The organism is Pseudomonas sp. GW821-FHT01E05 (assembly GCF_059422425.1).
On sequence record NZ_JBWKWW010000002.1, the window covers coordinates 386,734 to 409,355 of the forward strand.

23 protein-coding genes and 1 pseudogene are annotated in these 22,622 nt (G+C 59.4%); 20 read left to right on the forward strand and 4 right to left on the reverse strand.

The window, feature by feature from the left end; translation table 11 throughout:
- Positions 1-39: 39 nt before the first annotated feature.
- Complete coding sequence (gene rpmE, locus AC07W5_RS05225; protein WP_494995473.1) at positions 40-261, reverse strand: 50S ribosomal protein L31; 222 nt, start codon at positions 259-261, stop codon at positions 40-42.
- A gap of 169 nt (positions 262-430) precedes the next feature.
- On the opposite strand from rpmE, the gene AC07W5_RS05230 reads away from it, so the two are divergent.
- The 10 genes from AC07W5_RS05230 (at position 431) to AC07W5_RS05275 (ending at position 13,319) form a co-directional block, all read left to right on the forward strand.
- The gene (locus AC07W5_RS05230) at positions 431-2,650 is read left to right on the forward strand and encodes a primosomal protein N' (RefSeq protein WP_495011052.1); all 2,220 of its coding nucleotides are present in this window, start codon (positions 431-433) and stop codon (positions 2,648-2,650) included.
- A 150-nt stretch (positions 2,651-2,800) separates the two neighbouring features.
- Positions 2,801-4,537 (forward strand): arginine--tRNA ligase, encoded by a 1,737-nt coding sequence (argS, locus tag AC07W5_RS05235; protein ID WP_494995471.1) that lies wholly within the window; start codon positions 2,801-2,803, stop codon positions 4,535-4,537.
- 1 nt (position 4,538) lies between these two features.
- A complete protein-coding gene (locus tag AC07W5_RS05240) occupies positions 4,539-5,243 on the forward strand; it encodes an SPOR domain-containing protein (protein WP_494995470.1) in 705 nt (234 codons plus the stop codon).
- A gap of 242 nt (positions 5,244-5,485) precedes the next feature.
- Positions 5,486-6,016: an ATP-dependent protease subunit HslV gene (hslV, locus tag AC07W5_RS05245; protein ID WP_494995469.1), complete on the forward strand. Its 531-nt coding sequence runs from the start codon at positions 5,486-5,488 to the stop codon at positions 6,014-6,016.
- 57 nt (positions 6,017-6,073) lie between these two features.
- Positions 6,074-7,411 carry an ATP-dependent protease ATPase subunit HslU gene (gene hslU, locus AC07W5_RS05250; RefSeq protein ID WP_494995468.1) on the forward strand — a complete coding sequence of 446 codons (1,338 nt, stop codon included), beginning with the start codon at positions 6,074-6,076 and terminating at the stop codon, positions 7,409-7,411.
- 121 nt (positions 7,412-7,532) lie between these two features.
- Positions 7,533-7,910 carry a gamma-butyrobetaine hydroxylase family protein gene (locus AC07W5_RS05255; RefSeq protein ID WP_494994296.1) on the forward strand — a complete coding sequence of 126 codons (378 nt, stop codon included), beginning with the start codon at positions 7,533-7,535 and terminating at the stop codon, positions 7,908-7,910.
- A 257-nt stretch (positions 7,911-8,167) separates the two neighbouring features.
- A complete protein-coding gene (gene phaC, locus AC07W5_RS05260; protein WP_494994297.1) occupies positions 8,168-9,847 on the forward strand; it encodes a class II poly(R)-hydroxyalkanoic acid synthase in 1,680 nt (559 codons plus the stop codon).
- 135 nt (positions 9,848-9,982) lie between these two features.
- The gene (phaZ, locus tag AC07W5_RS05265) at positions 9,983-10,840 is read left to right on the forward strand and encodes a poly(3-hydroxyalkanoate) depolymerase (protein ID WP_494994298.1); all 858 of its coding nucleotides are present in this window, start codon (positions 9,983-9,985) and stop codon (positions 10,838-10,840) included.
- Between the two features lie 113 nt (positions 10,841-10,953).
- Positions 10,954-12,636: a class II poly(R)-hydroxyalkanoic acid synthase gene (gene phaC / locus AC07W5_RS05270; RefSeq protein WP_495011051.1), complete on the forward strand. Its 1,683-nt coding sequence runs from the start codon at positions 10,954-10,956 to the stop codon at positions 12,634-12,636.
- Between the two features lie 62 nt (positions 12,637-12,698).
- Positions 12,699-13,319, forward strand: a complete 621-nt coding sequence (locus tag AC07W5_RS05275; RefSeq protein ID WP_494994300.1) for a TetR/AcrR family transcriptional regulator — start codon at positions 12,699-12,701, stop codon at positions 13,317-13,319.
- A 103-nt stretch (positions 13,320-13,422) separates the two neighbouring features.
- Here the strand turns inward: AC07W5_RS05275 and AC07W5_RS05280 are convergent, their stop codons facing one another.
- From AC07W5_RS05280 to AC07W5_RS05290, 3 genes are all read right to left on the reverse strand, one after another.
- Positions 13,423-14,196, reverse strand: a complete 774-nt coding sequence (locus AC07W5_RS05280; RefSeq protein ID WP_494994301.1) for a phasin family protein — start codon at positions 14,194-14,196, stop codon at positions 13,423-13,425.
- A 10-nt stretch (positions 14,197-14,206) separates the two neighbouring features.
- Positions 14,207-14,629 (reverse strand): phasin family protein, encoded by a 423-nt coding sequence (locus AC07W5_RS05285; RefSeq protein ID WP_494994302.1) that lies wholly within the window; start codon positions 14,627-14,629, stop codon positions 14,207-14,209.
- A 131-nt stretch (positions 14,630-14,760) separates the two neighbouring features.
- On the reverse strand, positions 14,761-15,036 hold the full coding sequence (locus tag AC07W5_RS05290; protein WP_495011050.1) for a polyhydroxyalkanoic acid system family protein: 276 nt from the start codon (positions 15,034-15,036) through the stop codon (positions 14,761-14,763).
- Between the two features lie 174 nt (positions 15,037-15,210).
- Between AC07W5_RS05290 and ubiE the strand changes: the two genes are divergently transcribed.
- The 10 genes and pseudogenes from ubiE to AC07W5_RS05340 all read left to right on the forward strand — a co-directional run.
- On the forward strand, positions 15,211-15,981 hold the full coding sequence (gene ubiE, locus AC07W5_RS05295; RefSeq protein ID WP_007948968.1) for a bifunctional demethylmenaquinone methyltransferase/2-methoxy-6-polyprenyl-1,4-benzoquinol methylase UbiE: 771 nt from the start codon (positions 15,211-15,213) through the stop codon (positions 15,979-15,981).
- Positions 15,981-16,604 carry a ubiquinone biosynthesis accessory factor UbiJ gene (locus AC07W5_RS05300; RefSeq protein ID WP_494994304.1) on the forward strand — a complete coding sequence of 208 codons (624 nt, stop codon included), beginning with the start codon at positions 15,981-15,983 and terminating at the stop codon, positions 16,602-16,604. The genes ubiE and AC07W5_RS05300 overlap by 1 nt, the downstream gene beginning before the upstream one ends.
- Positions 16,601-18,205 carry a ubiquinone biosynthesis regulatory protein kinase UbiB gene (gene ubiB, locus AC07W5_RS05305; RefSeq protein WP_494994305.1) on the forward strand — a complete coding sequence of 535 codons (1,605 nt, stop codon included), beginning with the start codon at positions 16,601-16,603 and terminating at the stop codon, positions 18,203-18,205. Before AC07W5_RS05300 ends, ubiB begins: the two co-directional genes overlap by 4 nt.
- An 82-nt stretch (positions 18,206-18,287) precedes the next feature.
- Positions 18,288-18,680 (forward strand): phosphoribosyl-AMP cyclohydrolase, encoded by a 393-nt coding sequence (hisI, locus tag AC07W5_RS05310; protein ID WP_494994306.1) that lies wholly within the window; start codon positions 18,288-18,290, stop codon positions 18,678-18,680.
- Positions 18,681-18,682: 2 nt separating this feature from the next.
- Positions 18,683-19,015, forward strand: coding sequence for a phosphoribosyl-ATP diphosphatase (locus AC07W5_RS05315; protein ID WP_494994307.1), 333 nt, complete (start codon positions 18,683-18,685; stop codon positions 19,013-19,015).
- Positions 19,016-19,040: 25 nt separating this feature from the next.
- Positions 19,041-19,316, forward strand: a complete 276-nt coding sequence (locus AC07W5_RS05320) for a twin-arginine translocase TatA/TatE family subunit (protein ID WP_494994308.1) — start codon at positions 19,041-19,043, stop codon at positions 19,314-19,316.
- 10 nt (positions 19,317-19,326) lie between these two features.
- Positions 19,327-19,785, forward strand: coding sequence for a Sec-independent protein translocase protein TatB (gene tatB, locus AC07W5_RS05325; protein ID WP_495011049.1), 459 nt, complete (start codon positions 19,327-19,329; stop codon positions 19,783-19,785).
- The gene (tatC, locus tag AC07W5_RS05330; RefSeq protein ID WP_494994310.1) at positions 19,782-20,582 is read left to right on the forward strand and encodes a twin-arginine translocase subunit TatC; all 801 of its coding nucleotides are present in this window, start codon (positions 19,782-19,784) and stop codon (positions 20,580-20,582) included. Before tatB ends, tatC begins: the two co-directional genes overlap by 4 nt.
- Positions 20,579-21,286 (forward strand): 16S rRNA (uracil(1498)-N(3))-methyltransferase, encoded by a 708-nt coding sequence (locus tag AC07W5_RS05335; RefSeq protein WP_494994311.1) that lies wholly within the window; start codon positions 20,579-20,581, stop codon positions 21,284-21,286. The genes tatC and AC07W5_RS05335 overlap by 4 nt, the downstream gene beginning before the upstream one ends.
- 172 nt (positions 21,287-21,458) lie before the next feature.
- Positions 21,459-22,520: pseudogene (locus AC07W5_RS05340) on the forward strand (methyl-accepting chemotaxis protein); the annotation flags it as partial.
- Between the last annotated feature and the right edge of the window lie 102 nt (positions 22,521-22,622).

The window sequence follows — 22,622 nt, forward strand, 5'->3', positions numbered from 1 at the left end:
GCAAGGAACAGCCTTTGAGGCTTTCCAGGATGATCAGCCTCAGGCTTTTTTGGTTGCGCCAAAAGCACCGAAACGATCGGCGAAGCGTTGAACGCGACCGCCAGTATCCAGGGTCTTCTGCTTACCGGTGTAGAACGGGTGGCATTCGTTGCAAACGTCGATCGCCAGAGGCTTAGCGTAAGTCGAACGAGTTTCGAACTTGTTGCCGCAGCTGCAAGTTACGGCAATTGCCGGGTATTCTGGATGGATATCGGCTTTCATGGTGTATTCCTCAGGCTAGCGTGCCGCCACCCAACACTATTGTTGAATACCGCACGGAATTAGGCCGCGGATTCTACCAGACCTTTGCAATCGCGCAAGCTATGCCTTACACCGACCGTCTGCTAGGCTCCGGGCCTTCTTCACCGCCCGCTTACTGAGAAATCCCCGCGTGCCCGACGCCATTCTGCGCCTCGCCCTGCCCTCGCCGCTACGCCGCCTGTTCGACTACCGCGCCCCCGCTGGTGTACTGCGCGCTCATCTGCATCCGGGCATGCGCCTGCGCGTGCCATTCGGTCGACGCGAGATGATCGGCATTCTGGTGGAGGTCACCAACCACAGCGAAGTCCCGGCTGAAAAGCTCAAGCCAGCACTGGCACTGCTCGACGCCACACCACCCTTGCCGTCGGCACTGTTCAAGCTGTGCCTGTGGACTTCCCAGTACTACCAACACAGCCTGGGCGACACCCTGAGCTGGGCACTGCCAGTTTTGTTACGCCAGGGCGAACTGGCTGAGGCGCGTCAGGAGCGCTTCTGGTCGGTCTCTCCTGGCGCGAGCCTCGACGATCCGCGTATCAGCCGGGCGCCGCGCCAGCGCGAAGCTTTGGCGACACTGGCGCAGCACCCCCACGGTGTGGCCCATCAGCTGCTCAGCAAGCTGATGCTGAGCAAGGACAGCCTCGACTTGCTGCTGGCCAAAGAGTTGGTGCAGGTGCAAATCCGCAAGCACGCGCCCAGCGGGCGCCATGAACACTGGCTGGCACAACCGGAGCTGCCCCTCAATCCAGAACAGCGCGCGGCCTATGAAGCGATTCGCGCAGGTTTCGACAGTTTCCATGCGTTCCTTCTGGCCGGAGTCACCGGCAGCGGCAAGACCGAAGTCTATTTGCAATTGATCCGCGAAACCCTCGAGGCTGGCAAACAAGCGCTGGTGCTGATTCCCGAGATCAACCTCGGCCCGCAAACCCTGGCGCGCTTCGAACAACGCTTCAACGCCCGCATCGCGCTGGTGCACTCGGCAGTCAACGACCGCGAACGGCTGGAATCGTGGCTGGCGGCCCGGGATGGAGACGCCGACATCATTATCGGCACTCGCTCGGCACTGTTCACGCCGATGAAGAACCCCGGCTTGATCATCATCGATGAAGAACACGACGGCTCCTATAAACAGCAAGAAGGCCTGCGCTATCACGCCCGGGATCTGGCGCTGGTGCGCGCTCGCCAGGAAAACATCCCGATCGTGCTCGGCTCGGCCACACCTTCGCTGGAAAGCCTGCACAACGCCCATATCGGTCGTTACGGCCTGCTGCACTTGAAGCAACGGGCTGGCGGCGCGCAGCAACCGCGCTTTCTGCGTCTGGACGTTAAAAGTCGCCCGCTGGACAGTGGCATTTCCGGGCCGATGCAACAAGCCATCGGCCAGACGCTGGCGGCCGGGCAGCAAGTGCTGGTGTTTCTCAACCGCCGCGGCTTCGCGCCGACGCTGCTGTGCCACGACTGCGGCTGGATGTCCGAATGCAACCGCTGCGATGCGCGAATGACCGTGCATCAGCGCTCCGGCGAGCTACGCTGCCACCATTGTGGCTATGTCGAGCGCGTACCGCGCCACTGTCCGCAATGCGGCAAGGTCGATTTGCGTCCTGTCGGCGCGGGCACTGAACGAGCCGAGGAGCGGCTGGGGATTCTCTTCCCGGATTACCCGGTGTTACGAGTCGACCGCGACAGCACCTCACGCAAGGACGCGATGAATCAGCTGTTCACCACCATCCAGAAAGGCCAGCCGTGCATTCTGGTGGGTACGCAAATGCTCGCCAAAGGGCATCACTTCCCACGTGTGACTCTGGTGTCGATTCTGGACGCTGATGGCGGGTTGTTTTCCGGCGACTTTCGCGCCAGCGAACGCATGGCTCAGCTGATCGTCCAGGTCGCCGGGCGTGCCGGTCGCGCCGAAGAGCCGGGCAAAGTGATTATCCAGACTCATCTGGCCGATCATCCACTGCTGGTGCAGTTGACCGAACAAGGTTATTTCGCCTTTGCCGAACAGGCCCTGAGCGAACGCCGCGCCGCCGGCCTGCCACCTTTCGCGCATCTGGCGTTGTTGCGGGCTGAAGCGCACAAACCGGGGCAAGCCGAAGGCTTCCTCGATGAGGCCTGCAGCGAGGCTGAACGCTTGCTGGGCGAACAGCATCTGACCGGCATCGAGTTGCTCGGCCCGGTGCCGGCCCCCATGGAGAGACGCGCCGGGCGCTATCGCGCACAGCTCTTGTTGCAAGCCACCGCCCGGGCGCCACTGCATCGATTGCTGAGCGGTTGGCTGTTGGCGCTGGAGCAAATGCCCAGCGGGCGACAGGTGCGATGGTCGCTGGATGTTGACCCTGTGGATCTGTATTGATAGATAAATTGCTATCGCGGGCAAGAATAGTCACCACATATCCATAACCTCACCGCTATAGTTGGCAAGCCCGTCTTCGCAACGGATAATGCCCAGTTTTTCCACCTGCGCATCGAAGCGCCGCCGCGCCTGCGGTCGAAAGAGAAGACCATGAAAGACACCATTCGCCAGCTGATCCAGCAAGCCATCACCCAACTCGTCAACGAAGGTGTGTTGCCTGAAGGCCTGACGCCGGCGATTCAGGTGGAGAACTCCCGCGACAAGACCCACGGCGACTTCGCCAGCAACATCGCCATGATGCTGGCCAAGCCTGCGGGCATGAAGCCGCGCGATCTGGCAGAAAAAATCATCGCTGCACTGCCGGCCGACGAGCAGGTCAGCAAAACAGAAATCGCAGGCCCGGGTTTCCTCAACTTCTTCCAGAATACCCAGGCGCTGGCCTCGCGCCTGGACGCAGCCCTCGCCGACCGGCAAATCGGCGTGCACAAGGCGGGCCCGGTCCAGCGCACAGTGGTCGATCTGTCGGCGCCGAACCTGGCCAAAGAGATGCACGTCGGGCACCTGCGCTCGACCATCATCGGCGACGGCGTGGCACGGGTTCTCGAGTTTCTCGGCGATACCGTGATCCGTCAGAACCACGTCGGCGACTGGGGCACCCAGTTCGGCATGCTGATGGCTTATTTGCAGGAAAACCCGATCACCAGCGACGAGCTGTCAGATCTGGAAAACTTCTACCGCGCCGCCAAGCAGCGCTTCGACGAATCCGAAGAGTTCGCCGATCGCGCCCGCGGCCTGGTGGTGAAGCTGCAGGCCGGTGATCCGGAATGCCTGGCCCTGTGGACGCATTTCAAAGACATCTCCCTGTCCCATTGCCAGAAAATTTACGAACTGCTGAACGTCAAACTGACCCCGGCCGACGTCATGGGCGAAAGCGCTTACAACGACGATCTGATCAACGTGGTCAACGACCTCAAGGCCAAAGGCCTGCTGGTTGAAAGCAACGGCGCCCAGTGTGTGTTCCTGGAAGAATTCAAGAATGCCGACGGCGACCCGCTGCCGGTGATCGTGCAAAAGGCCGATGGCGGCTATCTCTACGCCACCACCGACCTGGCAGCCGTGCGCTACCGCAGCGGCAAGCTGAAGGCTGATCGCGCGCTGTACTTCGTTGACCAACGGCAAGCCCTGCACTTCCAGCAAGTGTTCGAAGTCGCCCGTCGCGCCGGTTTCGTGACTCACCCGATGCAGATGGAGCACATGGGCTTCGGCACCATGAACGGCGCCGACGGCCGTCCGTTCAAGACCCGTGACGGCGGTACTGTGAAGCTGATCGACCTGCTGATCGAAGCCGAAGAACGCGCCTACACGCTGGTGAAGGAAAAGAACCCGGAACTTGCCGAAGCCGATCTGCGCAACATCGCCAAGGTTGTGGGCATTGGCGCCGTGAAATACGCCGACCTGTCCAAACACCGCACCAGCGACTACAGCTTCAACTTCGACCTGATGCTCAACTTTGAGGGCAATACCGCGCCGTACCTGCTGTACGCCTACACCCGTGTGGCCGGTGTATTCCGCAAGCTGGGCAAGGACTTCAGCGAAGTTGAAGGGCAAATCGTGCTCCAGGCGGCTCACGAACATGAGCTGGCCGCCAAACTGGCGCAATTTGGCGAAGTGCTGAACAACGTCAGCGACAAGGGCACACCGCACATCCTCTGCACCTACCTGTATGACGTCGCCGGCCTGTTCTCCAGCTTCTACGAGAACTGCCCGATCCTCACTGCTGAAACGCCGGCACAAATGCAGAGCCGCTTGCGTCTCGCCGCTCTGACCGGTCGCACACTCAAGCAAGGCCTGGAGTTGTTGGGCCTGGAAACTCTGGAGCGTATGTAAGTTGGCTGCCAAGAAAAAACCAGCACCAGCACCAAAGCGTGGCGCCAGCCGTTACCAAGCTCCTGCAAAGAAACCGATCCCGGGATGGCTGTGGATGGCCATCGGCCTCACCGTGGGCGCGTTTATTGTCTTTTTGATGAAGCTCGAACCCGGCAAGGGCGACGACGTCAAACGGGTCAAGCAAGAACAGCAGAAAGCCACCAAGATCGCCGAAGCGAACAAGACGCCTCCGAGCCCACAACAACCGGTGAAGCCAAAATACGACTTCTACACGTTGCTGCCGGAATCCGAGGTCATCGTGCCGCCGGATGCCGTGCCGGAGAAAACCCTGCCGACACCGCAGCCCGTACCCGTGGCTCCGGTGACCCCGGCCCAAGCGGCGAAGATCGACACCGCTCGGGCCCAGGCGGCACTCAGCGGCATTACCCCGCCGCCAGCGCCTCCGGTTTCGAAAGCGGCGCCAGTAACCAAATTCTTCCTCCAGGCTGGCTCGTTCCGTAAAGAAGCCGATGCCGACAAGGTTCGTGCGCAGATTATCCTGCTTGGGCAGGCGGTTTCGGTTGAGTCCGGCACCGTGAAGGAAGAAACCTGGTATCGGGTGTTGGTAGGGCCGTTCAGCAATCGCGAACAGCTGACCACCGCACAGAAACAATTGGCAGGCAGCGGCTTTAGCAATCTGTTGTTACAACAACGCCAGAGCCGCTAACCGAAGACCTCACTGATCGTTCCCACCCTCCGCGGTGGGAATACATCCCGTGACGCTCTGCGTCACAACGGCAGACGCCGGAGCGTCCAAGGCTGCATTCCCACGCAGAGCGTGGGAACGATCAACATATTTCCAACAATCACCGCTCGTCCCCCACTGTGTCCTACAGTTGAAATACGCCCCACCACCCCCATATGAGTTTCCATCAGGGCATTTTCGCCCCGCTGCGTGGAGACTCTCCCTTGACCACCATCGTTTCAGTTCGCCGCCATGGCAAAGTCGTCATGGGCGGCGACGGCCAGGTTTCTCTCGGCAATACCGTGATGAAAGGCAATGCGAAAAAAGTTCGCCGCCTGTATCACGGTCAAGTCATCGCCGGTTTTGCCGGGGCCACGGCTGACGCCTTCACCCTCTTCGAACGTTTCGAAGGCCAGCTTGAGAAGCATCAAGGTCACCTGGTTCGCGCGGCTGTAGAACTCGCTAAAGAATGGCGCACCGATCGCTCCCTCAGCCGCCTGGAAGCCATGCTGGCAGTCGCCAACAAAGACGCGTCCCTGATCATCACCGGTAACGGTGACGTGGTTGAGCCCGAAGAAGGCCTGATCGCCATGGGTTCCGGTGGCGGTTACGCTCAGGCCGCAGCCAGCGCCCTGCTGCAAAAAACCGATCTGTCGGCTCGCGAAATCGTCGAAACCGCCTTGGGCATCGCCGGCGACATCTGCGTGTTCACCAACCACACCTTCACCATTGAGGAGCAGGACCTCGCCGAGTAAGCCTGTTTCGGCCATCGCGCCACGGCTTTTATTCTTGCTTGAGGACCGCAAATTATTATGTCCATGACTCCCCGCGAAATCGTCCACGAACTTAATCGCCATATCATCGGCCAGGACGATGCCAAACGCGCCGTCGCCATCGCGCTGCGTAACCGCTGGCGCCGGATGCAGCTGCCCGAAGAGCTGCGCGTCGAAGTGACGCCCAAGAACATTCTGATGATCGGCCCGACCGGTGTCGGTAAAACCGAAATCGCCCGGCGCCTGGCCAAACTGGTTAATGCTCCGTTCATCAAGGTCGAAGCAACCAAGTTCACTGAAGTCGGCTATGTCGGCCGCGACGTCGAGTCGATCATTCGCGATCTGGCCGATGCGGCGATCAAGCTGCTGCGCGAACAGGAAATGACCAAGGTTCGTTATCGGGCCGAAGAAGCTGCCGAAGATCGCATCCTCGACGCACTGCTGCCTCCGGCACGCATGGGTTTCAACGAAGACGCCGCGCCGAGCCACGACTCCAATACCCGTCAGCTGTTCCGCAAGCGCCTGCGCGAAGGTCAGCTGGATGACAAAGAGATTGAGATCGAAATCGCCGAATCGACCGGCGTCGACATCTCTGCACCTCCGGGCATGGAAGAAATGACCAACCAGTTGCAAAGCCTGTTTGCCAACATGGGCAAGGGCAAACGCAAGAACCGCAAGCTCAAGGTCAAGGAAGCGCTGAAGCTGGTGCGCGACGAAGAAGCCGGTCGCCTGGTCAATGAAGAAGAACTGAAAGCCAAAGCCCTGGAAGCGGTCGAGCAGCACGGTATCGTGTTCATCGACGAAATCGACAAGGTCGCCAAGCGCGGCAATTCCGGTGGTGTCGACGTGTCCCGTGAAGGCGTACAGCGCGACCTGCTGCCGCTGATCGAAGGCTGCACGGTCAACACCAAGCTGGGCATGGTCAAGACCGACCACATCCTGTTCATCGCTTCCGGCGCGTTCCACCTGAGCAAGCCGAGCGACCTGGTACCGGAGCTGCAAGGCCGTCTGCCGATTCGCGTCGAACTCAAGGCACTGAGCCCGGACGACTTCGAACGCATCCTCTGCGAGCCGCACGCATCGCTGACCGAGCAATACCGCGAGTTGCTGAAGACCGAAGGCCTGGTCATCGAGTTCTTGCCCGACGGCATCAAGCGTCTGGCCGAGATCGCCTGGCAGGTCAACGAAAAGACCGAGAATATCGGTGCCCGTCGCCTGCACACCTTGCTCGAGCGCCTGCTTGAAGAGGTGTCGTTCAGTGCCGGTGATCTGGCCAGCGCCCATGACGGTCAAGCAATCCAGATCGACGCCGACTACGTCAACAGCCACCTCGGCGAATTGGCGCAGAACGAAGACCTCTCCCGTTATATCCTGTAGGTCATGTGAACTCCTGTAGGAGCACGGCGTGCCGGCGATGGCGCACTTGAAACCGCCATCGCCGGCAAGCCGTGCTCCTACGGGGGGTCAGACCACGCGCCATATAGACGGACTACAGGTCATGAGCAAACTCCCCATCGCCATTGAACTGCACAAAGCCTCGAAAACCCTGACGCTGAAATACGCGCCGGATGAGGTGTACCACCTGCCCGCCGAATTCCTTCGCGTGCACTCTCCTTCCGCCGAAGTCCAGGGCCACGGCAAACCCATCCTGCAATTTGGCAAGATCGGCGTAGGCCTGTCCAAGGTCGAGCCGGCCGGCCAATACGCACTGAAATTGACCTTCGACGATGGTCACGACAGCGGCCTTTTCACCTGGGATTATCTGTACCAACTGGCACTTCGACAGGAAGCACTTTGGGCGGATTATCTTGCAGAGCTCAAAGCCGCCGGGAAATCCCGCGACCCTAGCGAGTCCATCGTCAAGCTGATGCTCTAACTCAAGCGTCTCGCTGTTTAGAGGGCATTTTCTAATTTCATCTGTTTGAATGCTCCGCTGTGCGGCCAACGACAGGCCGGCTTGCGAAAAAAATTAAACTCGGGTAACCAATGGAGCTGGCAAGTTCCCTGCAGTGCTCTCTGAACCAGAAAGCAGCGGTGCGTAATTAACGGTCACCCGAGCAGTAGTACCTGGCAATTGCTGTGTGACTACACAGCTGGTCCCGGTACTCGCCTCAGGACAATGGAGCGTCGTAGATGAGTAACAAGAATAACGATGACCTGAAGTTTCAAGCCTCGGAAAATACGCTGGGGCTTAATCCCGTCATCGGCTTGCGCAGGAAAGATCTGCTTACTTCTGCTCGAATGGTCTTAACCCAGGCCATCAAACAACCCATTCACAGCGTCAAGCACGTCGCGCATTTTGGCGTCGAGCTGAAGAACGTGATATTCGGTAAATCGGCGCTGCAACCGGAAAGCGATGACCGTCGTTTCACCGACCCGGCCTGGAGCCAGAACCCGCTCTACAGACGCTATTTGCAAACCTATCTGGCATGGCGCAAAGAACTCCACGACTGGATCGGCAACAGTAATTTGTCCGAACAGGACATCAGTCGCGCTCACTTCGTGATCAACCTGATGACCGAAGCCATGGCCCCGACCAACAGTGCGGCCAACCCGGCAGCGGTCAAACGCTTCTTCGAGACCGGCGGCAAAAGCCTGCTCGACGGCCTCTCACATCTGGCCAAAGATCTGGTAAACAACGGCGGCATGCCGAGCCAGGTGAACATGGGTGCCTTCGAAGTCGGCAAGAGTCTGGGGACCACTGAAGGTGCGGTGGTTTTCCGCAACGACGTACTTGAACTGATCCAGTACCGGCCGATCACAGAACAAGTGCATGAGCGCCCGCTGCTGGTGGTCCCGCCACAGATCAACAAGTTCTATGTGTTCGACCTGAGCCCGGACAAAAGCCTGGCGCGCTTCTGCCTGCGCAACAATCAGCAGACCTTTATCGTCAGCTGGCGCAACCCGACCAAGGCTCAGCGTGAGTGGGGCCTGTCGACGTACATCGATGCGCTGAAAGAAGCCGTCGACGTGGTCTCCGCCATCACCGGCAGCAAAGACATCAACATGCTCGGCGCCTGCTCCGGCGGCATCACCTGCACCGCGTTGCTGGGCCACTACGCCGCCCTCGGCGAGAAGAAGGTCAACGCCCTGACCCTTTTGGTCAGCGTGCTGGACACCACCCTCGACTCCCAGGTTGCGCTGTTCGTCGACGAACAGACCCTGGAAGCCGCCAAGCGCCACTCCTATCAGGCGGGCGTGCTGGAAGGTCGCGACATGGCCAAAGTCTTCGCCTGGATGCGCCCCAACGATCTGATCTGGAATTACTGGGTCAACAACTACCTGCTGGGTAACGAGCCTCCGGTCTTCGACATTCTGTTCTGGAACAACGACACCACGCGATTGCCGGCTGCGTTCCACGGCGACCTGATCGAAATGTTCAAAAATAATCCACTGACCCGCGCCAATGCACTGGAAGTGAGCGGCACGCCGATCGACCTCAAGCAGGTCACTGCCGACATCTACTCTCTGGCCGGCACCAACGATCACATCACGCCCTGGAAGTCTTGCTACAAGTCGGCGCAGCTATTCGGCGGCAAGGTCGAATTCGTGCTGTCCAGCAGCGGACATATCCAGAGCATTCTGAACCCGCCGGGCAATCCGAAATCACGTTACATGACCAGTACCGATATGCCGGCCACCGCCACCGACTGGCAAGAAAACTCAACCAAACACACCGACTCCTGGTGGCTGCACTGGCAGGCCTGGCAGGCCGAGCGCTCGGGCAAACTGAAGAAGTCCCCGACCAACCTGGGCAACAAAGCCTATCCGTCCGGGGAAGCCTCACCGGGCACCTATGTGCATGAACGTTAAGCTGTAGGCAGTCACGAAGTCCGCGGCACTCGGAGGTGCCGCGAGCCCTACCAATACAGCCGAGGCCAGACCTCGAATAATCTGGAGCAAGCTCAGGAAGGCTTGCTCAGCGTTTTAACCCACAGGGCTTCTGAGATGCCGCAACCGTTCATATTCCGTACTGTCGACCTGGATGGCCAAACCATCCGAACCGCGGTACGCCCAGGCAAGCCTCATTTGACGCCCTTGCTTATCTTCAATGGCATCGGCGCGAACCTGGAGCTGGTGTTTCCGTTCGTCCATGCGCTTGACCCGGACCTGGAGGTAATTGCCTTCGACGTTCCCGGTGTCGGCGGTTCGTCGACGCCCAGCATGCCCTACCGCTTCCCGGGGCTGGCCAAACTGACCGCGCGCATGCTCGACTACCTGGACTATGGGCAAGTCAACATCGTGGGCGTGTCCTGGGGTGGTGCGCTGGCCCAGCAGTTTGCCTACGACTACCCGGAGCGCTGCAAAAAGCTTGTTCTGGCTGCGACCGCAGCAGGCGCGTTTATGGTGCCGGGCAAGCCGAAAGTACTCTGGATGATGGCAAGCCCACGGCGCTACATCCAGCCGTCCCATGTGATTCGCATCGCTCCACTGATCTACGGTGGAGCCTTTCGCCGCGATCCCAATCTGGCTGCCGAATACGCCAGTAAAGTGCGTTCGGCCGGCAAACTGGGTTACTACTGGCAGCTGTTCGCGGGCCTTGGCTGGACCAGCATTCACTGGCTGCACAAGGTCCATCAGCCCACCCTGATACTGGCCGGTGACGACGATCCGCTGATCCCGCTGATCAACATGCGCATCCTGACCTGGCGCATTCCCAATGCCCAGCTACACATAATCGACGACGGTCATTTGTTTCTGATTACCCGCGCCGAAGCCGTCGCGCCGATCATCATGGAATTTCTCGAGGAAGAGCGTCAGCGGGCAGTAATGCACCCGCACCCGGCTCCGTTCGGCAGGACATAGCGTCTTGCGCATGTCGACAGGATGATCGCCTGCGCAAGAAAGGCCCGGACCGACTATGTTGTCTGTCTTGGATTGATGTGCTTGTTGATGGCTTGACGAAGGAGTGTTGACTCATGAGAGACAAAGCAACACCGGGCATGTTGCCCACACGGGCCACGTTCATCAACGCTCAGAGTGCGATTACCGGCCTGCGCGGCCGCGACCTGTTCTCGACTCTGCGCAGCGTGGCCGCCCATGGCTTGCGCCACCCGGTGACCAGCGCCCGCCATGCCCTGGCCCTGGGAGGCCAGCTGGGTCGCGTGTTGTTGGGCGAAACGCTGCACACGCCGAGCCCGCAGGACCAACGCTTTACGGACCCGACCTGGAGACTGAATCCGTTTTATCGTCGCGGCCTGCAGGCCTACCTGAGTTGGCAGAAACAGGTAAAACGCTGGATTGATGAAAGCGGCATGAGCGACGATGACCGCGCCCGCGCGCATTTCATCTTCGCGCTGCTCAATGACGCCGTGTCCCCCTCCAATACCCTGCTCAACCCGCTGGCGATCAAGGAGCTGTTCAACTCCGGCGGAAGCAGCATAGTCCGCGGTCTCAACCATTTATTCGACGACCTGATGCACAATCACGGGCTGCCCAGCCAAGTCGGCAAACACGCCTTCGAGGTCGGCAAGACCGTGGCAACCACTGCAGGCTCGGTGGTGTTTCGCAACGAACTGCTTGAGCTTTTGCAATACAAGCCGATGAGCGAAAAGCAGTACGCCAGGCCACTGCTGATCGTGCCTCCGCAAATCAACAAGTACTACATTTTCGACCTCAGCCCGGGTAACAGCTTCGTCCAGTACGCGCTGAAGAATGGCCTGCAAGTGTTCGTGATCAGCTGGCGCAACCCGGATGTTCGCCACCGCGAATGGGGGCTGTCCAGTTATGTTGAGGCGGTGGAGGAAGCACTGAATGTTTGCCGCGCCATCACCAGCGCACGCGAAGTCAATCTGATGGGTGCCTGCGCCGGGGGCCTGACCATCGCCGCGCTTCAAGGCCACCTGCAAGCCAAGCGGCAACTGCGGCGGGTCTCCAGCGCCAGCTACCTGGTCAGTCTGCTCGATAGCCAGATCGACAGCCCGGCCATGTTGTTCGCCGACGAGCAGACGCTGGAAGCCGCCAAGCGTCGCTCCTACCAACAAGGCGTGCTCGACGGCCGGGACATGGCGAAAGTCTTCGCATGGATGCGCCCCAATGACCTGATCTGGAACTACTGGGTCAACAATTACCTGCTGGGCAAGGAACCGCCTGCCTTCGACATTTTGTACTGGAACAACGACAACACGCGCCTGCCAGCGGCATTTCATGGTGATCTGCTGGACTTCTTCAAGCACAACCCGCTGAGCCACCCTGGAGGGCTGGAGGTATGCGGCACACCTATCGATCTACAGAAGGTTAACGTGGACAGTTTCAACGTGGCCGGTATCAACGACCACATTACCCCGTGGGATGCGGTGTACCGCTCGACATTGTTGCTGGGCGGCGAACGGCGCTTCGTGCTGTCCAACAGCGGGCACATCCAGAGCATCCTCAACCCGCCGGGCAACCCCAAGGCCAATTACATCGAGAACCCCAAGCTCAGTAGCGATCCACGCGCCTGGTATTACGACGGCACCCATGTCGAAGGCAGTTGGTGGCCCCAGTGGCTGAGCTGGATTCAGGAACGCTCCGGTGCCCAGCGAGAAACCCTGATGGCCCTCGGTAACCAGAACTATCCACCAATGGAGGCGGCGCCAGGTACCTATGTACGCGTACGCTGAAATTTCTCTGCACCACGGTCGGGCTATTGGCCGTGGCATGACTCAATAACCAAGAAGACTGGATGAAAACCCGCGACCGGATCCTCGAATGTGCCCTGCAACTGTTCAACCAAAAGGGCGAACCGAATGTCTCCACCATGGAAGTTGCCAATGAGATGGGCATCAGCCCTGGCAATCTCTATTACCATTTTCATGGTAAGGAGCCGCTGATCCTTGGCTTGTTCGAGCGTTTCCAAAGCGAACTGACCCCGCTGCTCGATCCGCCGGTGGATGCACAACTGGCCGCTGAAGATTATTGGCTGTTCCTGCACCTGATCGTTGAACGCCTGGCGCACTATCGTTTTCTGTTCCAGGACCTGTCCAACCTGGCCGGACGCTTGCCAAAACTAGCCAAAGGTATTCGCAATCTGCTCAACGCCTTGAAGCGAACCCTGGCTTCTCTATTGGCACGTTTGAAGGCACAGGGACAGTTGGTCAGCGACACGCAGGCGTTGGGGCAACTGGTCGAGCAAATCACCATGACGCTCCTGTTCTCCCTCGACTATCAACGGATCCTTGATCGTGAGGGTGAAGTGCGGGTCGTGGTGTACCAAGTCATGATGCTGGTTGCACCGCACTTGCTGGCACCAGTGAAACTGGCGACTGAGCAAATGGCGTTGCGGTATCTGGAAGAGCATGAGTGAGCAGGACGATCTTTTCCGCTCTGTCAGACACTGCGAAATTTCCCAGCAGAAACAAAAACGCCCGACCTGTGCCGGTCGGGCGTTTTTGTGAGTCCTGAAAAAATCAGGACTGACTGGTTGGCGTCGGTGAAGTCGGCGCAACAGTCGGGGCGACCACAGGGGCCGGTGCAGCAGCGGAGTTCGCTGCGCTGACGGCAACCGCGGGTTTTTCGGCAACTGCAGGCTTGGGTGCGGCAGCCTTTGGCGCAGCTGGTTTCCTGGCAACCGGCTTCTTCGCAGCGGCAGGCTTGGCGGCAGGTTTCGCTGCTGCCTTGACTGCTGGTTTAGCTGCAGCTGGCTTGGCCGCTGCAGGTTTAGCCGCGGCGGTTTTCGCAGCCGGTTTAGCCGCTGGCTTGGCTGCAGGTTTAGCGGCTGCTTTTGCCAATGGTTTAGCCGCTGCAGTTTTGGCGGAGACTGGCGTGACCGAAGCACCGGTCAGGCGCTCGATCTGCTTGGTCAGGGTATCGACCTTGCTGTGCAGCGCTTTCACTTCATTGCGGCTAGGCACGCCCAGACGCGAAATGGCACTGTTCAGACGCTTGTCGAAAGCCTCTTCCAGCTCGCCCCATTTGCCCAGTGCGCGATCTTTGACATCACCGACACGGGACTTGGCCGATTGGGCGGAGTCCTTGGCGGCATCGACTTTTTTGCCGACAGCACTTTTGGTGAGTTTCTCGGCTTTCTCGCCATCTTTGACCAGGGTATCGAAGAGCTTGCTGCCGTCAGTATCAATCTTCGAGTACACGCCTAAACCAGCAAGCCAGATTTTGCGGGAGTAGTCTTCGACTTTCCCAATCCACGAGCTGCCTTCTTTTTCAGTATTCTTTTTACCAGCCATCCCGTTCTCCTTAATGTTTACGCGCGACACGTTCAAGCAATGCCGTCAGCCCATCGAGCTTAGCAGAGAGTGTTTCAACATCATGTTTAGACGCAATGCCGAAGCGATTCAAGGCACTTGCGACACGCGTGTCGAAAGCCTTCTCGACTTTATCCAGTTGCACTTCGACTTTGCCCTTGAAGCTGGTGACGTCGCTCTTGTCGTTATCAATCTGACTGTTAGCGGCTTCAAGTTGTTCCGTCACCGCTTTTTTGCTTTTGTTTTCAACAGTTTGACCAGCCTTGATCAACTCTTGAAAGTACTCGCTGCCTTCCTGACCGACCTTGGTGTAGGCACCCAGGCCAGCCAGCCAGATCTTGCGGGCATACACTTTCACTTCGCTCAGCGTGGTTGACTCAACGTCGGTTTTTTTCTTCAGACTAACTTTGGCCATGGTGCACCTCATGCGCAAAAGGTTTGAGGAACTGCCCGCAGGAATGAGGGCTTAGGCACAAAGTAGTGAGAAAAATTAGAAACGGCACCCTAAGAAATACCACCAACCTGCTACACAAAAACAAAAGCGCTTCAGGCCAGGGCTTTATCCAGCGCCTTTTCGATTTCCGACTTGATCGTGCCGCTCATGGCTGACATCAACAGGCCCAATTCGACATTCACCCTGATCGTTTTTTCGCCGATCTCGACCGCCCCATTCACGCCGGAGCGTTTGAGTTTCACGGTGTCGCCCACCCATTGGGGCACGAGCCCATATTGATCGGCCAGTTTTTGCACAAGGCTTTCGGTCTTTTCGCGGGCAGCTTCAAGACCCAGGCCATGGGCACGCTCAACACTGATACGGGCCATTGAATGACTCCTGTTTTATCGGGACTTGCCTGGAGCATCTGACACAAGCGGCCGGTGTGGGCCACTAGCTGCGTCAAAACCACTCGGCGGTTGCCTATCTTACATTCAGCCTTGCCAAGACAAAGACCGCCACCGGGATTAGAATGTCGCGCATTCTCTTTTGGTGACAGCGATATGACTGATCAGCGCAAAGGCAGCGATGCCGAACCCACCACTCACTTCGGCTTCAAAAACGTCCCGGAAAGCCAGAAGGCGGAAAAAGTCGCCGAAGTTTTCCACTCGGTAGCCGCCAAGTACGACTTGATGAACGACCTGCTGTCGGGTGGCATGCACCGGTTGTGGAAGCGTTTCGCGATCGAACTGTCCGGCGTCCGCACCGGCAATCGCGTGTTGGACATCGCTGGCGGTACCGGCGACCTGACCAAAAAGTTCTCGCACCTGGTAGGTCCGACCGGTCAGGTGGTATTGGCTGACATCAACGAATCCATGCTCAAGGTTGGTCGCGATCGCTTGCTGGATCTGGGTGTGGCCGGCAACGTCGAGTTTGTCCAGGCCGACGCCGAAAAACTACCGTTCCCGGACAACCATTTCGACTGCGTGACCATCGCCTTCGGCCTGCGCAACGTCACGCACAAGGAAGACGCCCTGCGCTCCATGCTGCGCGTCCTCAAGCCCGGTGGTCGTCTGTTGGTGCTGGAGTTCTCCAAGCCGACCAACGCACTGATGTCCAAAGCCTACGACGCCTATTCGTTCGCCTTCATGCCACTGATGGGCAAGCTGATCACCAATGACTCGGAAAGCTACCGCTATCTGGCCGAGTCGATCCGCATGCACCCGAATCAGGAAACCTTGAAGTCGATGATGGTCGAGGCCGGTTTCGACCGCGTGACCTACCACAACATGACCGCAGGCATTGTCGCCCTGCATCGCGGCATCAAACCCTGATGTTGCTCAGCGGCCTGCTCGCCGGCGTCGAACACGGCCTCAATCGCGTGCTGCGTCTCGACAGCACGGCCCTGCCGCGCTTGCAGCATCTGGACGGCAAGGTGATTGCCGTCGATTGTCGCAGCCCGGCGTTGCAGCTGTTCATCATCCCCAGCAATGAAGGCCTGATGCTGGCCGCCCATTGGGCGGCCGATGCCGATTGCACCTTGCGCGCTCCGGCGTCGAGCCTGCTGAGCCTGGCGCTGAACAAAGACAAGACCGCGGTTCTCCACAGCCCTGAAGTCGAGCTTGTAGGTGACAGCGCGGTACTGCTGGAGCTCGCGATGATACTGCAGGACCTCGAACTGGACTGGGAGTACGAACTCTCGCGCTGGCTCGGCCCGGTCGCCACGCAGTTGCTCGGTGGCCATTTGCGCAGCCGCGCGCGCTGGTATCAGCAAGGTTTCGCCAGCCTGAACCAGAACCTCGCCGAGTACCTCAGCGAAGAATCGCGCACACTGGTAGGCCAACGCGAAGCCGAAGCCCGCTTTAGCGAACTAGACCAGATCAAACTCGATCTGGAACGTCTTGAGGCGCGTTTCGAGCGTCTTTCCCGATCCCTTGATTCAAGCGATAACGCATGAAGCTGCTTGCCGTCCGCCGTTTGTTGCGCATCCAGCGCGTCGTGATCCGCTACCGCCTCGATGACATGCTGTTCGCCCTGCCATTGCCCTGGTTTCTCCTGGCGCTGCGTTATGCCTTGCCATGGCGCTGGTTCCCGCGCAAGACGCTGGCGCTTAGCCGTGGCGCTCGCCTGCGCCTTGCGCTGCAGGATCTGGGGCCGATTTTCATCAAGTTCGGCCAGATTCTTTCCACTCGCCGTGACCTGCTGCCCGAAGACATCGCCGACGAGCTGATGCTGTTGCAAGACCGGGTGCCGCCGTTCGACTCTCAAGTGGCGGTGGATCTGATCGAAAGCCAGCTTGGCAAGAAGATCAGCGAAGTCTTCAGCCGTTTCGACTTCGAACCGCTGGCCTCGGCTTCAGTGGCGCAGGTTCACGCCGCGCAACTGAAAAGCGGTGAAGAAGTGGTGGTCAAGGTGATACGTCCAGGCCTCAAACCGGTGATCGCCCAAGACCTGGCCTGGTTATTCATCCTCGCCCGTGCGGCCGAAAAACTCTCCGCCGATGCCCGCCTGCTGCACCCGGTGGATGTAGTCCAGGACTACGAAAAAACCATCTACGACGAACTCGATCTGTTGCGCGAAGCGGCTAACGCCAGCCAGTTGAAGCGTAATTTCGACGGCTCGCCGATGCTTTACGTGCCGCAGGTCTACTGGGACTGGTGCCGGCCGAAAGTACTGGTGATGGAGCGCATCTACGGTATTCAAGTCACCGATCTGGCAACCCTGGCCGACCAGCGCACCGACATGAAAATGCTCGCCGAGCGCGGCGTGGAGATCTTTTTCACCCAGGTGTTCCGCGACAGTTTCTTCCACGCCGACATGCACCCTGGCAATATTTTTGTCAGCACCGTGCAGCCGTGGAGCCCACAGTACATTGCCATCGACTGCGGCATCGTCGGCAGCCTGACCCCGGAAGACCAGGATTATCTGGCGCGCAACCTGTTCGCCTTTTTCAAGCGCGACTACCGCCGCGTCGCCCAGCTGCACATCGATTCGGGCTGGGTGCCGGCGGAAACCAAACTCAATGAATTCGAAGCGGCGATCCGTACGGTTTGTGAGCCGATTTTCGAAAAACCATTAAAAGACATCTCCTTCGGTCAGGTGCTCATGCGCCTGTTCCAGACCGCACGGCGTTTCAACATGGAAGTGCAGCCCCAGCTTGTTCTTTTGCAGAAAACCCTGCTGAACATCGAAGGCCTGGGTCGTCAGCTGTATCCGGAGCTGGATCTGTGGAACACCGCCCAGCCGTTCCTTGAACGCTGGATGCGCGAGCGGATCAGCCCCAAAGCCCTGCTGGGCAACCTGCAGAGCCAGGTAGAACAACTGCCGCACCTGGCCAACATGACCCGAGACTTGCTCGAACGCATGTCGCAACCCCATATCTCCGATACGCCACCACCGTGGCACAGGCGTAAGGACGACTGGTTCCTGCGTCTGCTCGGTACCGCACATCTGGCCGGCGGTACGATACTCGCTGCCGGCGGACCGTTGAATGAATTGGGGCATTGGCCGGCCGGGATCATGGTCGCCGTCGGTTTGTATCTGGTCATGCGCCGATAGCCAGCAACGCGCGCTGCTGGCACACTGTTTCACATCGCCAAGGCACAGCAACAAGCGCTGAGCACGGTTGTCGGAGTCGAAGATGAAAGATTGGCTGGATGAGATCAAATGGGACAGTGATGGTCTGGTGCCGGCGATTGCCCAGGACCACAAAACCGGGCGCGTGCTGATGATGGCCTGGATGAACCGCGAAGCGCTGGAGCTGACCGCCGCCGAAAACCGCGCCATCTACTGGTCCCGTTCCCGTGGCAAGCTGTGGCGCAAGGGTGAAGAGTCCGGCCATGTGCAAAAACTGCATGAGATGCGCCTGGACTGCGACGCCGATGTGATCATTCTGATGGTCGAACAGATCGGCGACATCGCCTGCCACACCGGCCGCCAAAGCTGCTTCTACCGCGTCTATGAAAACGGCGACTGGAAGACTGTCGACCCGGTACTCAAAGACCCGCACGCCATCTATTCGGCAGGACACTGATCATGAGCGATACCCTGAACCGTCTCGCCCTGGTGCTCGAAGAGCGCAAAGGCGCAGCGGCCGACACGTCCTATGTCGCCAGCCTGTACCACAAGGGCTTGAACAAGATTCTGGAAAAAGTCGGCGAGGAATCAGTTGAAACCATCATCGCCGCCAAGGATGCCGCCATCAGCGGTGATTGCAGCGATGTAATATACGAAACCGCCGATTTGTGGTTCCACAGTCTGGTCATGCTCGCCCAACTGGGGCAGCATCCACAGGCTGTGCTGGACGAGCTGGAGCGGCGCATCGGTACGTCCGGGCACGTCGAGAAGGCTTCGCGTCCATCCGCTTGAAAACGATTATAAGAGGAGTTGTAGCATGGGCATTTTTGACTGGAAACACTGGATCGTCATCCTGGTTGTCGTGGTGCTGGTGTTCGGTACCAAGAAACTCAAAAACCTCGGCACTGACGTCGGCGAGTCGATCAAGGGCTTTCGCAAGGCCATGAACGACGATGAAAAACCTGCAGATCCATCCGCAACACCGGGCCAACCGGTACCGCCGGTGCAGCCACAGGCTTCGCCACTGAACGAGCCGCATACCATCGACGTGCAGGCGCATAAAGTCGAAGAGCCGATCCGCAAAGACTCGTGAGCACTGACTAATGTTTGGTATCAGCTTCTCTGAACTGTTGCTCGTCGGTCTCGTTGCCCTGCTGGTGCTCGGCCCCGAGCGTCTGCCGGGTGCTGCGCGCACGGCAGGCCTTTGGATAGGGCGCTTGAAACGCAGCTTCAACGCGATCAAACAGGAAGTTGAACGTGAAATCGGTGCCGACGAAATTCGTCGGCAACTGCATAACGAACACATTCTGTCGCTTGAAGAAGAAGCGCGGAAGATCCTCGCGCCGCAGCAGCAGACGCCGACAACTTCCGAACCGGTGGCGGAGCAGACGATTGCCGCGCCTGCGGCGGTTGCGAACCAGACCCAGGCAGCGCCTGCGGTGACAGCCCTCAGCCCTGCTGAACCGGTTGCCCCCTCAACACTGACAGAACCCGTTTCTCCTGCGGCGGTACCCAGTACGCCAGCCCCCCACGACTCAACTTTGCCGCCGCGAGCCCCATGAGCGCTGATAAACCGGAAAACGACCAGCACATGCCGCTGGTTTCGCACCTCACCGAGTTGCGCACCCGCCTGCTGCGCTGTGTAGCGGCGATCTTCGTGATCTTCGCCGGGCTTTTCGCCTTCACCCAGCAGATCTACACCTTCGTTTCCATACCGTTACGCCAGTACCTGCCGGCGGGCGCGACGATGATCGCCACCGATGTGTCCTCACCGTTCCTCACACCGCTCAAGCTGACGATGATGGTCTCGCTGTTTTTAGCGATTCCGATAATCCTGCATCAGATCTGGGGCTTTATCGCGCCAGGCCTGTACAAGCACGAAAAACGCATCGCCGTGCCATTGCTGGTCTCGAGCATCCTGCTGTTCTATACCGGGATGGCTTTCGCCTACTTCCTGGTGTTCCCGCTGATCTTCAAATTCTTCGCCTCCGCCACCCCGGCCGGCGTGGAAATGATGACCGATATCACCAGCTACCTCGATTTCGTCATGACGCTGTTCTTCGCCTTCGGCGTCGCGTTCGAAATCCCGGTAGCCGTGGTGTTGCTGGTATGGATCGGCGTGGTCGACGTCAAATACCTGAAGAAAATCCGCCCATATGTGGTCATCGGTTGCTTCGTGGTCGGCATGATCCTCACCCCACCGGACATCTTCTCGCAGACATTGCTGGCGGTACCGATGTGGTTGCTGTTTGAAATCGGCATTCTCTTTGGCAGCCTGGTCAGCAAGCGCGGCGAACACCCGGACGATCAGCCCGCCGACAACGACCATAACGACCAGCCGCCAGCGACCCAAGCGTGAATCTGCTCCTCCTCGAAGAGGCCGACTTCATTGCGGCCGACCGGGTGATCCTGCGTGATCGCCGCCTGACCCATATGCAGGAAGTCCATCGCGCCGCCGTCGGTGACAGCCTGCGAGTCGGGCGTATCGGCGGATTGATGGGCTCGGCCGAGTTGCTGCGCCTGGAGGCTCACGAAGCCGAGTTGCAGGTCAGCCTTGATCAGCCGCCGCCGGCCAAGCTGCCATTGACGCTGCTGCTGGCCCTGCCACGACCGAAGATGCTCCGCCGCGTGCTGCAAACCGTCGCGGCGATGGGCGTGCCGCGCGTGGTGCTGGTGAACAGCTACCGGGTCGAAAAGAGCTTCTGGCAAACACCGTTTCTTGAACCCGAAGCGGTTCGCGAGCAACTGATCCTCGGCCTGGAACAGGCACGCGACAGCGTGCTGCCGGAAATCATCATTGAGAAACGCTTCAAACCCTTCGTCGAAGACCGCCTGCCAGCGATGGCCGACGGCACCCTCGGGCTGGTCGGTCATCCCGGTAATTACCCGCCCTGCCCGCGCGGGCTGGATGAGCCGGTGACGCTGGCCATCGGCCCGGAAGGCGGCTGGATCCCTTACGAAATCGACCTGTTGGCCAAGGCCGGCCTGCAACCGGTGCAGCTCGGTGACCGCATCCTGCGGGTTGAGACTGCCGTGACTGCCCTCCTTTCCCGACTGTTCTAATCTATCGCCTCGCACACCCGCAGGAGCAGAGCTTGCTGGCGATCGGCGCACCACGGTGTGCCAGAAATATCGCCTCGCGGGCAATCGAACGTCGACCGGCTGCTCCAGTTTCCGGCAAGCCTGCCGATACACCCCCAATAGACCCATTCATGCTCTAAAGGGAGTGAACAGCATGTACCGTTGGTTAGCCCGGAACCTTGGAAATGTGAGCGTCAATCGCAAGCTCGGCGCAGGCTTCGGCCTGGTACTTCTGTTGACGCTGCTGATCACCGTGACTGGCTGGACTGGCCTGAGTGGGGTGATCAGTCGTGGCGACAAGCTCGGCTACATCTCCAGCCTGAACGAACTGACCAAGGACCTGCGTATTGCCCGCCTGGACTATGAAATGCGCCGTGGCGAACAAGGCCCGGCGGCGGTCAACGATCTGCTGGGCAAGCTCGACGAAGGCCTGCAAAGCGCCCTCAAGGTGATCATAAAGCCGACAAATGTGGCGATGCTCAACCAGCAGATCGAAGCCGTCAGCGAGTACAAGCACGCTTTTGCCGACCTGATCCAGGCCACCGCCAATCGCGAAGCGGCCCGCGCCCGGCTCGGCGCCACCGCCGACAACGCCGCGGCCCGCGTGGCGGAAGTCGAAAAATCCCTGCTGCAGGGTGACAGCGTTGCTCAATTCAACAGCGTGGTAGACCTGAGCAAGCTGATTCAGCAGGCACGCTTCCAGGTGCGCGGTTACACCTACAGTGGCAAGGCCGACGCCGAACAACCGGCGCTGGACGCCATCGACAACGCCCTGAAAAACCTCGAAAGCCTGCCGGGGAAACTGCCGGAACAGCACACCGCCAACCTGCAACAGGCCACCGACTCGCTCATCGGCTACCGCGCCGCCGTCAGCCAGTTTCGCGACTCCCAAGTGGCCAGCGCCGACGCCCTCAAACGCATGGCCGCGCAAGGCGAGCGCCTGATGGAGCTGAGCAAGCAACTGACCAGCTCTCAAAACCTGGTACGTGATGCCGAAGCCGCACAGGCCAAGAACACCCTGCTCCTGGTGACAGTGCTGGCGTTGGTGTTCGGCCTGATTGCCGCCTGGGCTATCACCCGCCAGATCGTCATTCCGCTGAACCAGACGTTGAAAATCGCCGAGCACGTTGCGGCCGGCGACCTGACCCACAACCTCACGTCCGAGCGCCGCGACGAACTGGGCCAGCTGCAACGGGCCATGCAAAGCATGACCATGGGCCTTCGGGATCTGATCGGCGGCATCAGCGATGGCGTGACGCAGATCGCCAGCGCCGCCGAGCAGCTGTCAGCCGTTACCGAACAGACCAGCGCCGGGGTC

What these genes read in the sequence shown, in the direction of transcription:
- ubiB (WP_494994305.1), top strand. Translation starts at nt 16,601, where the DNA reads ATGAAGCTGCTTGCCGTCCGCCGTTTGTTGCGCATCCAGCGCGTCGTG.
- phaZ (WP_494994298.1), top strand. Translation starts at nt 9,983, where the DNA reads ATGCCGCAACCGTTCATATTCCGTACTGTCGACCTGGATGGCCAAACC.
- tatB (WP_495011049.1), top strand. Translation starts at nt 19,327, where the DNA reads ATGTTTGGTATCAGCTTCTCTGAACTGTTGCTCGTCGGTCTCGTTGCC.
- AC07W5_RS05275 (WP_494994300.1), top strand. Translation starts at nt 12,699, where the DNA reads ATGAAAACCCGCGACCGGATCCTCGAATGTGCCCTGCAACTGTTCAAC.
- ubiE (WP_007948968.1), top strand. Translation starts at nt 15,211, where the DNA reads ATGACTGATCAGCGCAAAGGCAGCGATGCCGAACCCACCACTCACTTC.
- AC07W5_RS05255 (WP_494994296.1), top strand. Translation starts at nt 7,533, where the DNA reads ATGAGCAAACTCCCCATCGCCATTGAACTGCACAAAGCCTCGAAAACC.
- hisI (WP_494994306.1), top strand. Translation starts at nt 18,288, where the DNA reads ATGAAAGATTGGCTGGATGAGATCAAATGGGACAGTGATGGTCTGGTG.
- tatC (WP_494994310.1), top strand. Translation starts at nt 19,782, where the DNA reads ATGAGCGCTGATAAACCGGAAAACGACCAGCACATGCCGCTGGTTTCG.
- AC07W5_RS05290 (WP_495011050.1), bottom strand. Translation starts at nt 15,036, where the DNA reads ATGGCCCGTATCAGTGTTGAGCGTGCCCATGGCCTGGGTCTTGAAGCT.
- phaC (WP_495011051.1), top strand. Translation starts at nt 10,954, where the DNA reads ATGAGAGACAAAGCAACACCGGGCATGTTGCCCACACGGGCCACGTTC.
- AC07W5_RS05320 (WP_494994308.1), top strand. Translation starts at nt 19,041, where the DNA reads ATGGGCATTTTTGACTGGAAACACTGGATCGTCATCCTGGTTGTCGTG.
- rpmE (WP_494995473.1), bottom strand. Translation starts at nt 261, where the DNA reads ATGAAAGCCGATATCCATCCAGAATACCCGGCAATTGCCGTAACTTGC.
- AC07W5_RS05280 (WP_494994301.1), bottom strand. Translation starts at nt 14,196, where the DNA reads ATGGCTGGTAAAAAGAATACTGAAAAAGAAGGCAGCTCGTGGATTGGG.
- argS (WP_494995471.1), top strand. Translation starts at nt 2,801, where the DNA reads ATGAAAGACACCATTCGCCAGCTGATCCAGCAAGCCATCACCCAACTC.
- hslU (WP_494995468.1), top strand. Translation starts at nt 6,074, where the DNA reads ATGTCCATGACTCCCCGCGAAATCGTCCACGAACTTAATCGCCATATC.
- AC07W5_RS05285 (WP_494994302.1), bottom strand. Translation starts at nt 14,629, where the DNA reads ATGGCCAAAGTTAGTCTGAAGAAAAAAACCGACGTTGAGTCAACCACG.
- AC07W5_RS05315 (WP_494994307.1), top strand. Translation starts at nt 18,683, where the DNA reads ATGAGCGATACCCTGAACCGTCTCGCCCTGGTGCTCGAAGAGCGCAAA.
- AC07W5_RS05300 (WP_494994304.1), top strand. Translation starts at nt 15,981, where the DNA reads ATGTTGCTCAGCGGCCTGCTCGCCGGCGTCGAACACGGCCTCAATCGC.
- phaC (WP_494994297.1), top strand. Translation starts at nt 8,168, where the DNA reads ATGAGTAACAAGAATAACGATGACCTGAAGTTTCAAGCCTCGGAAAAT.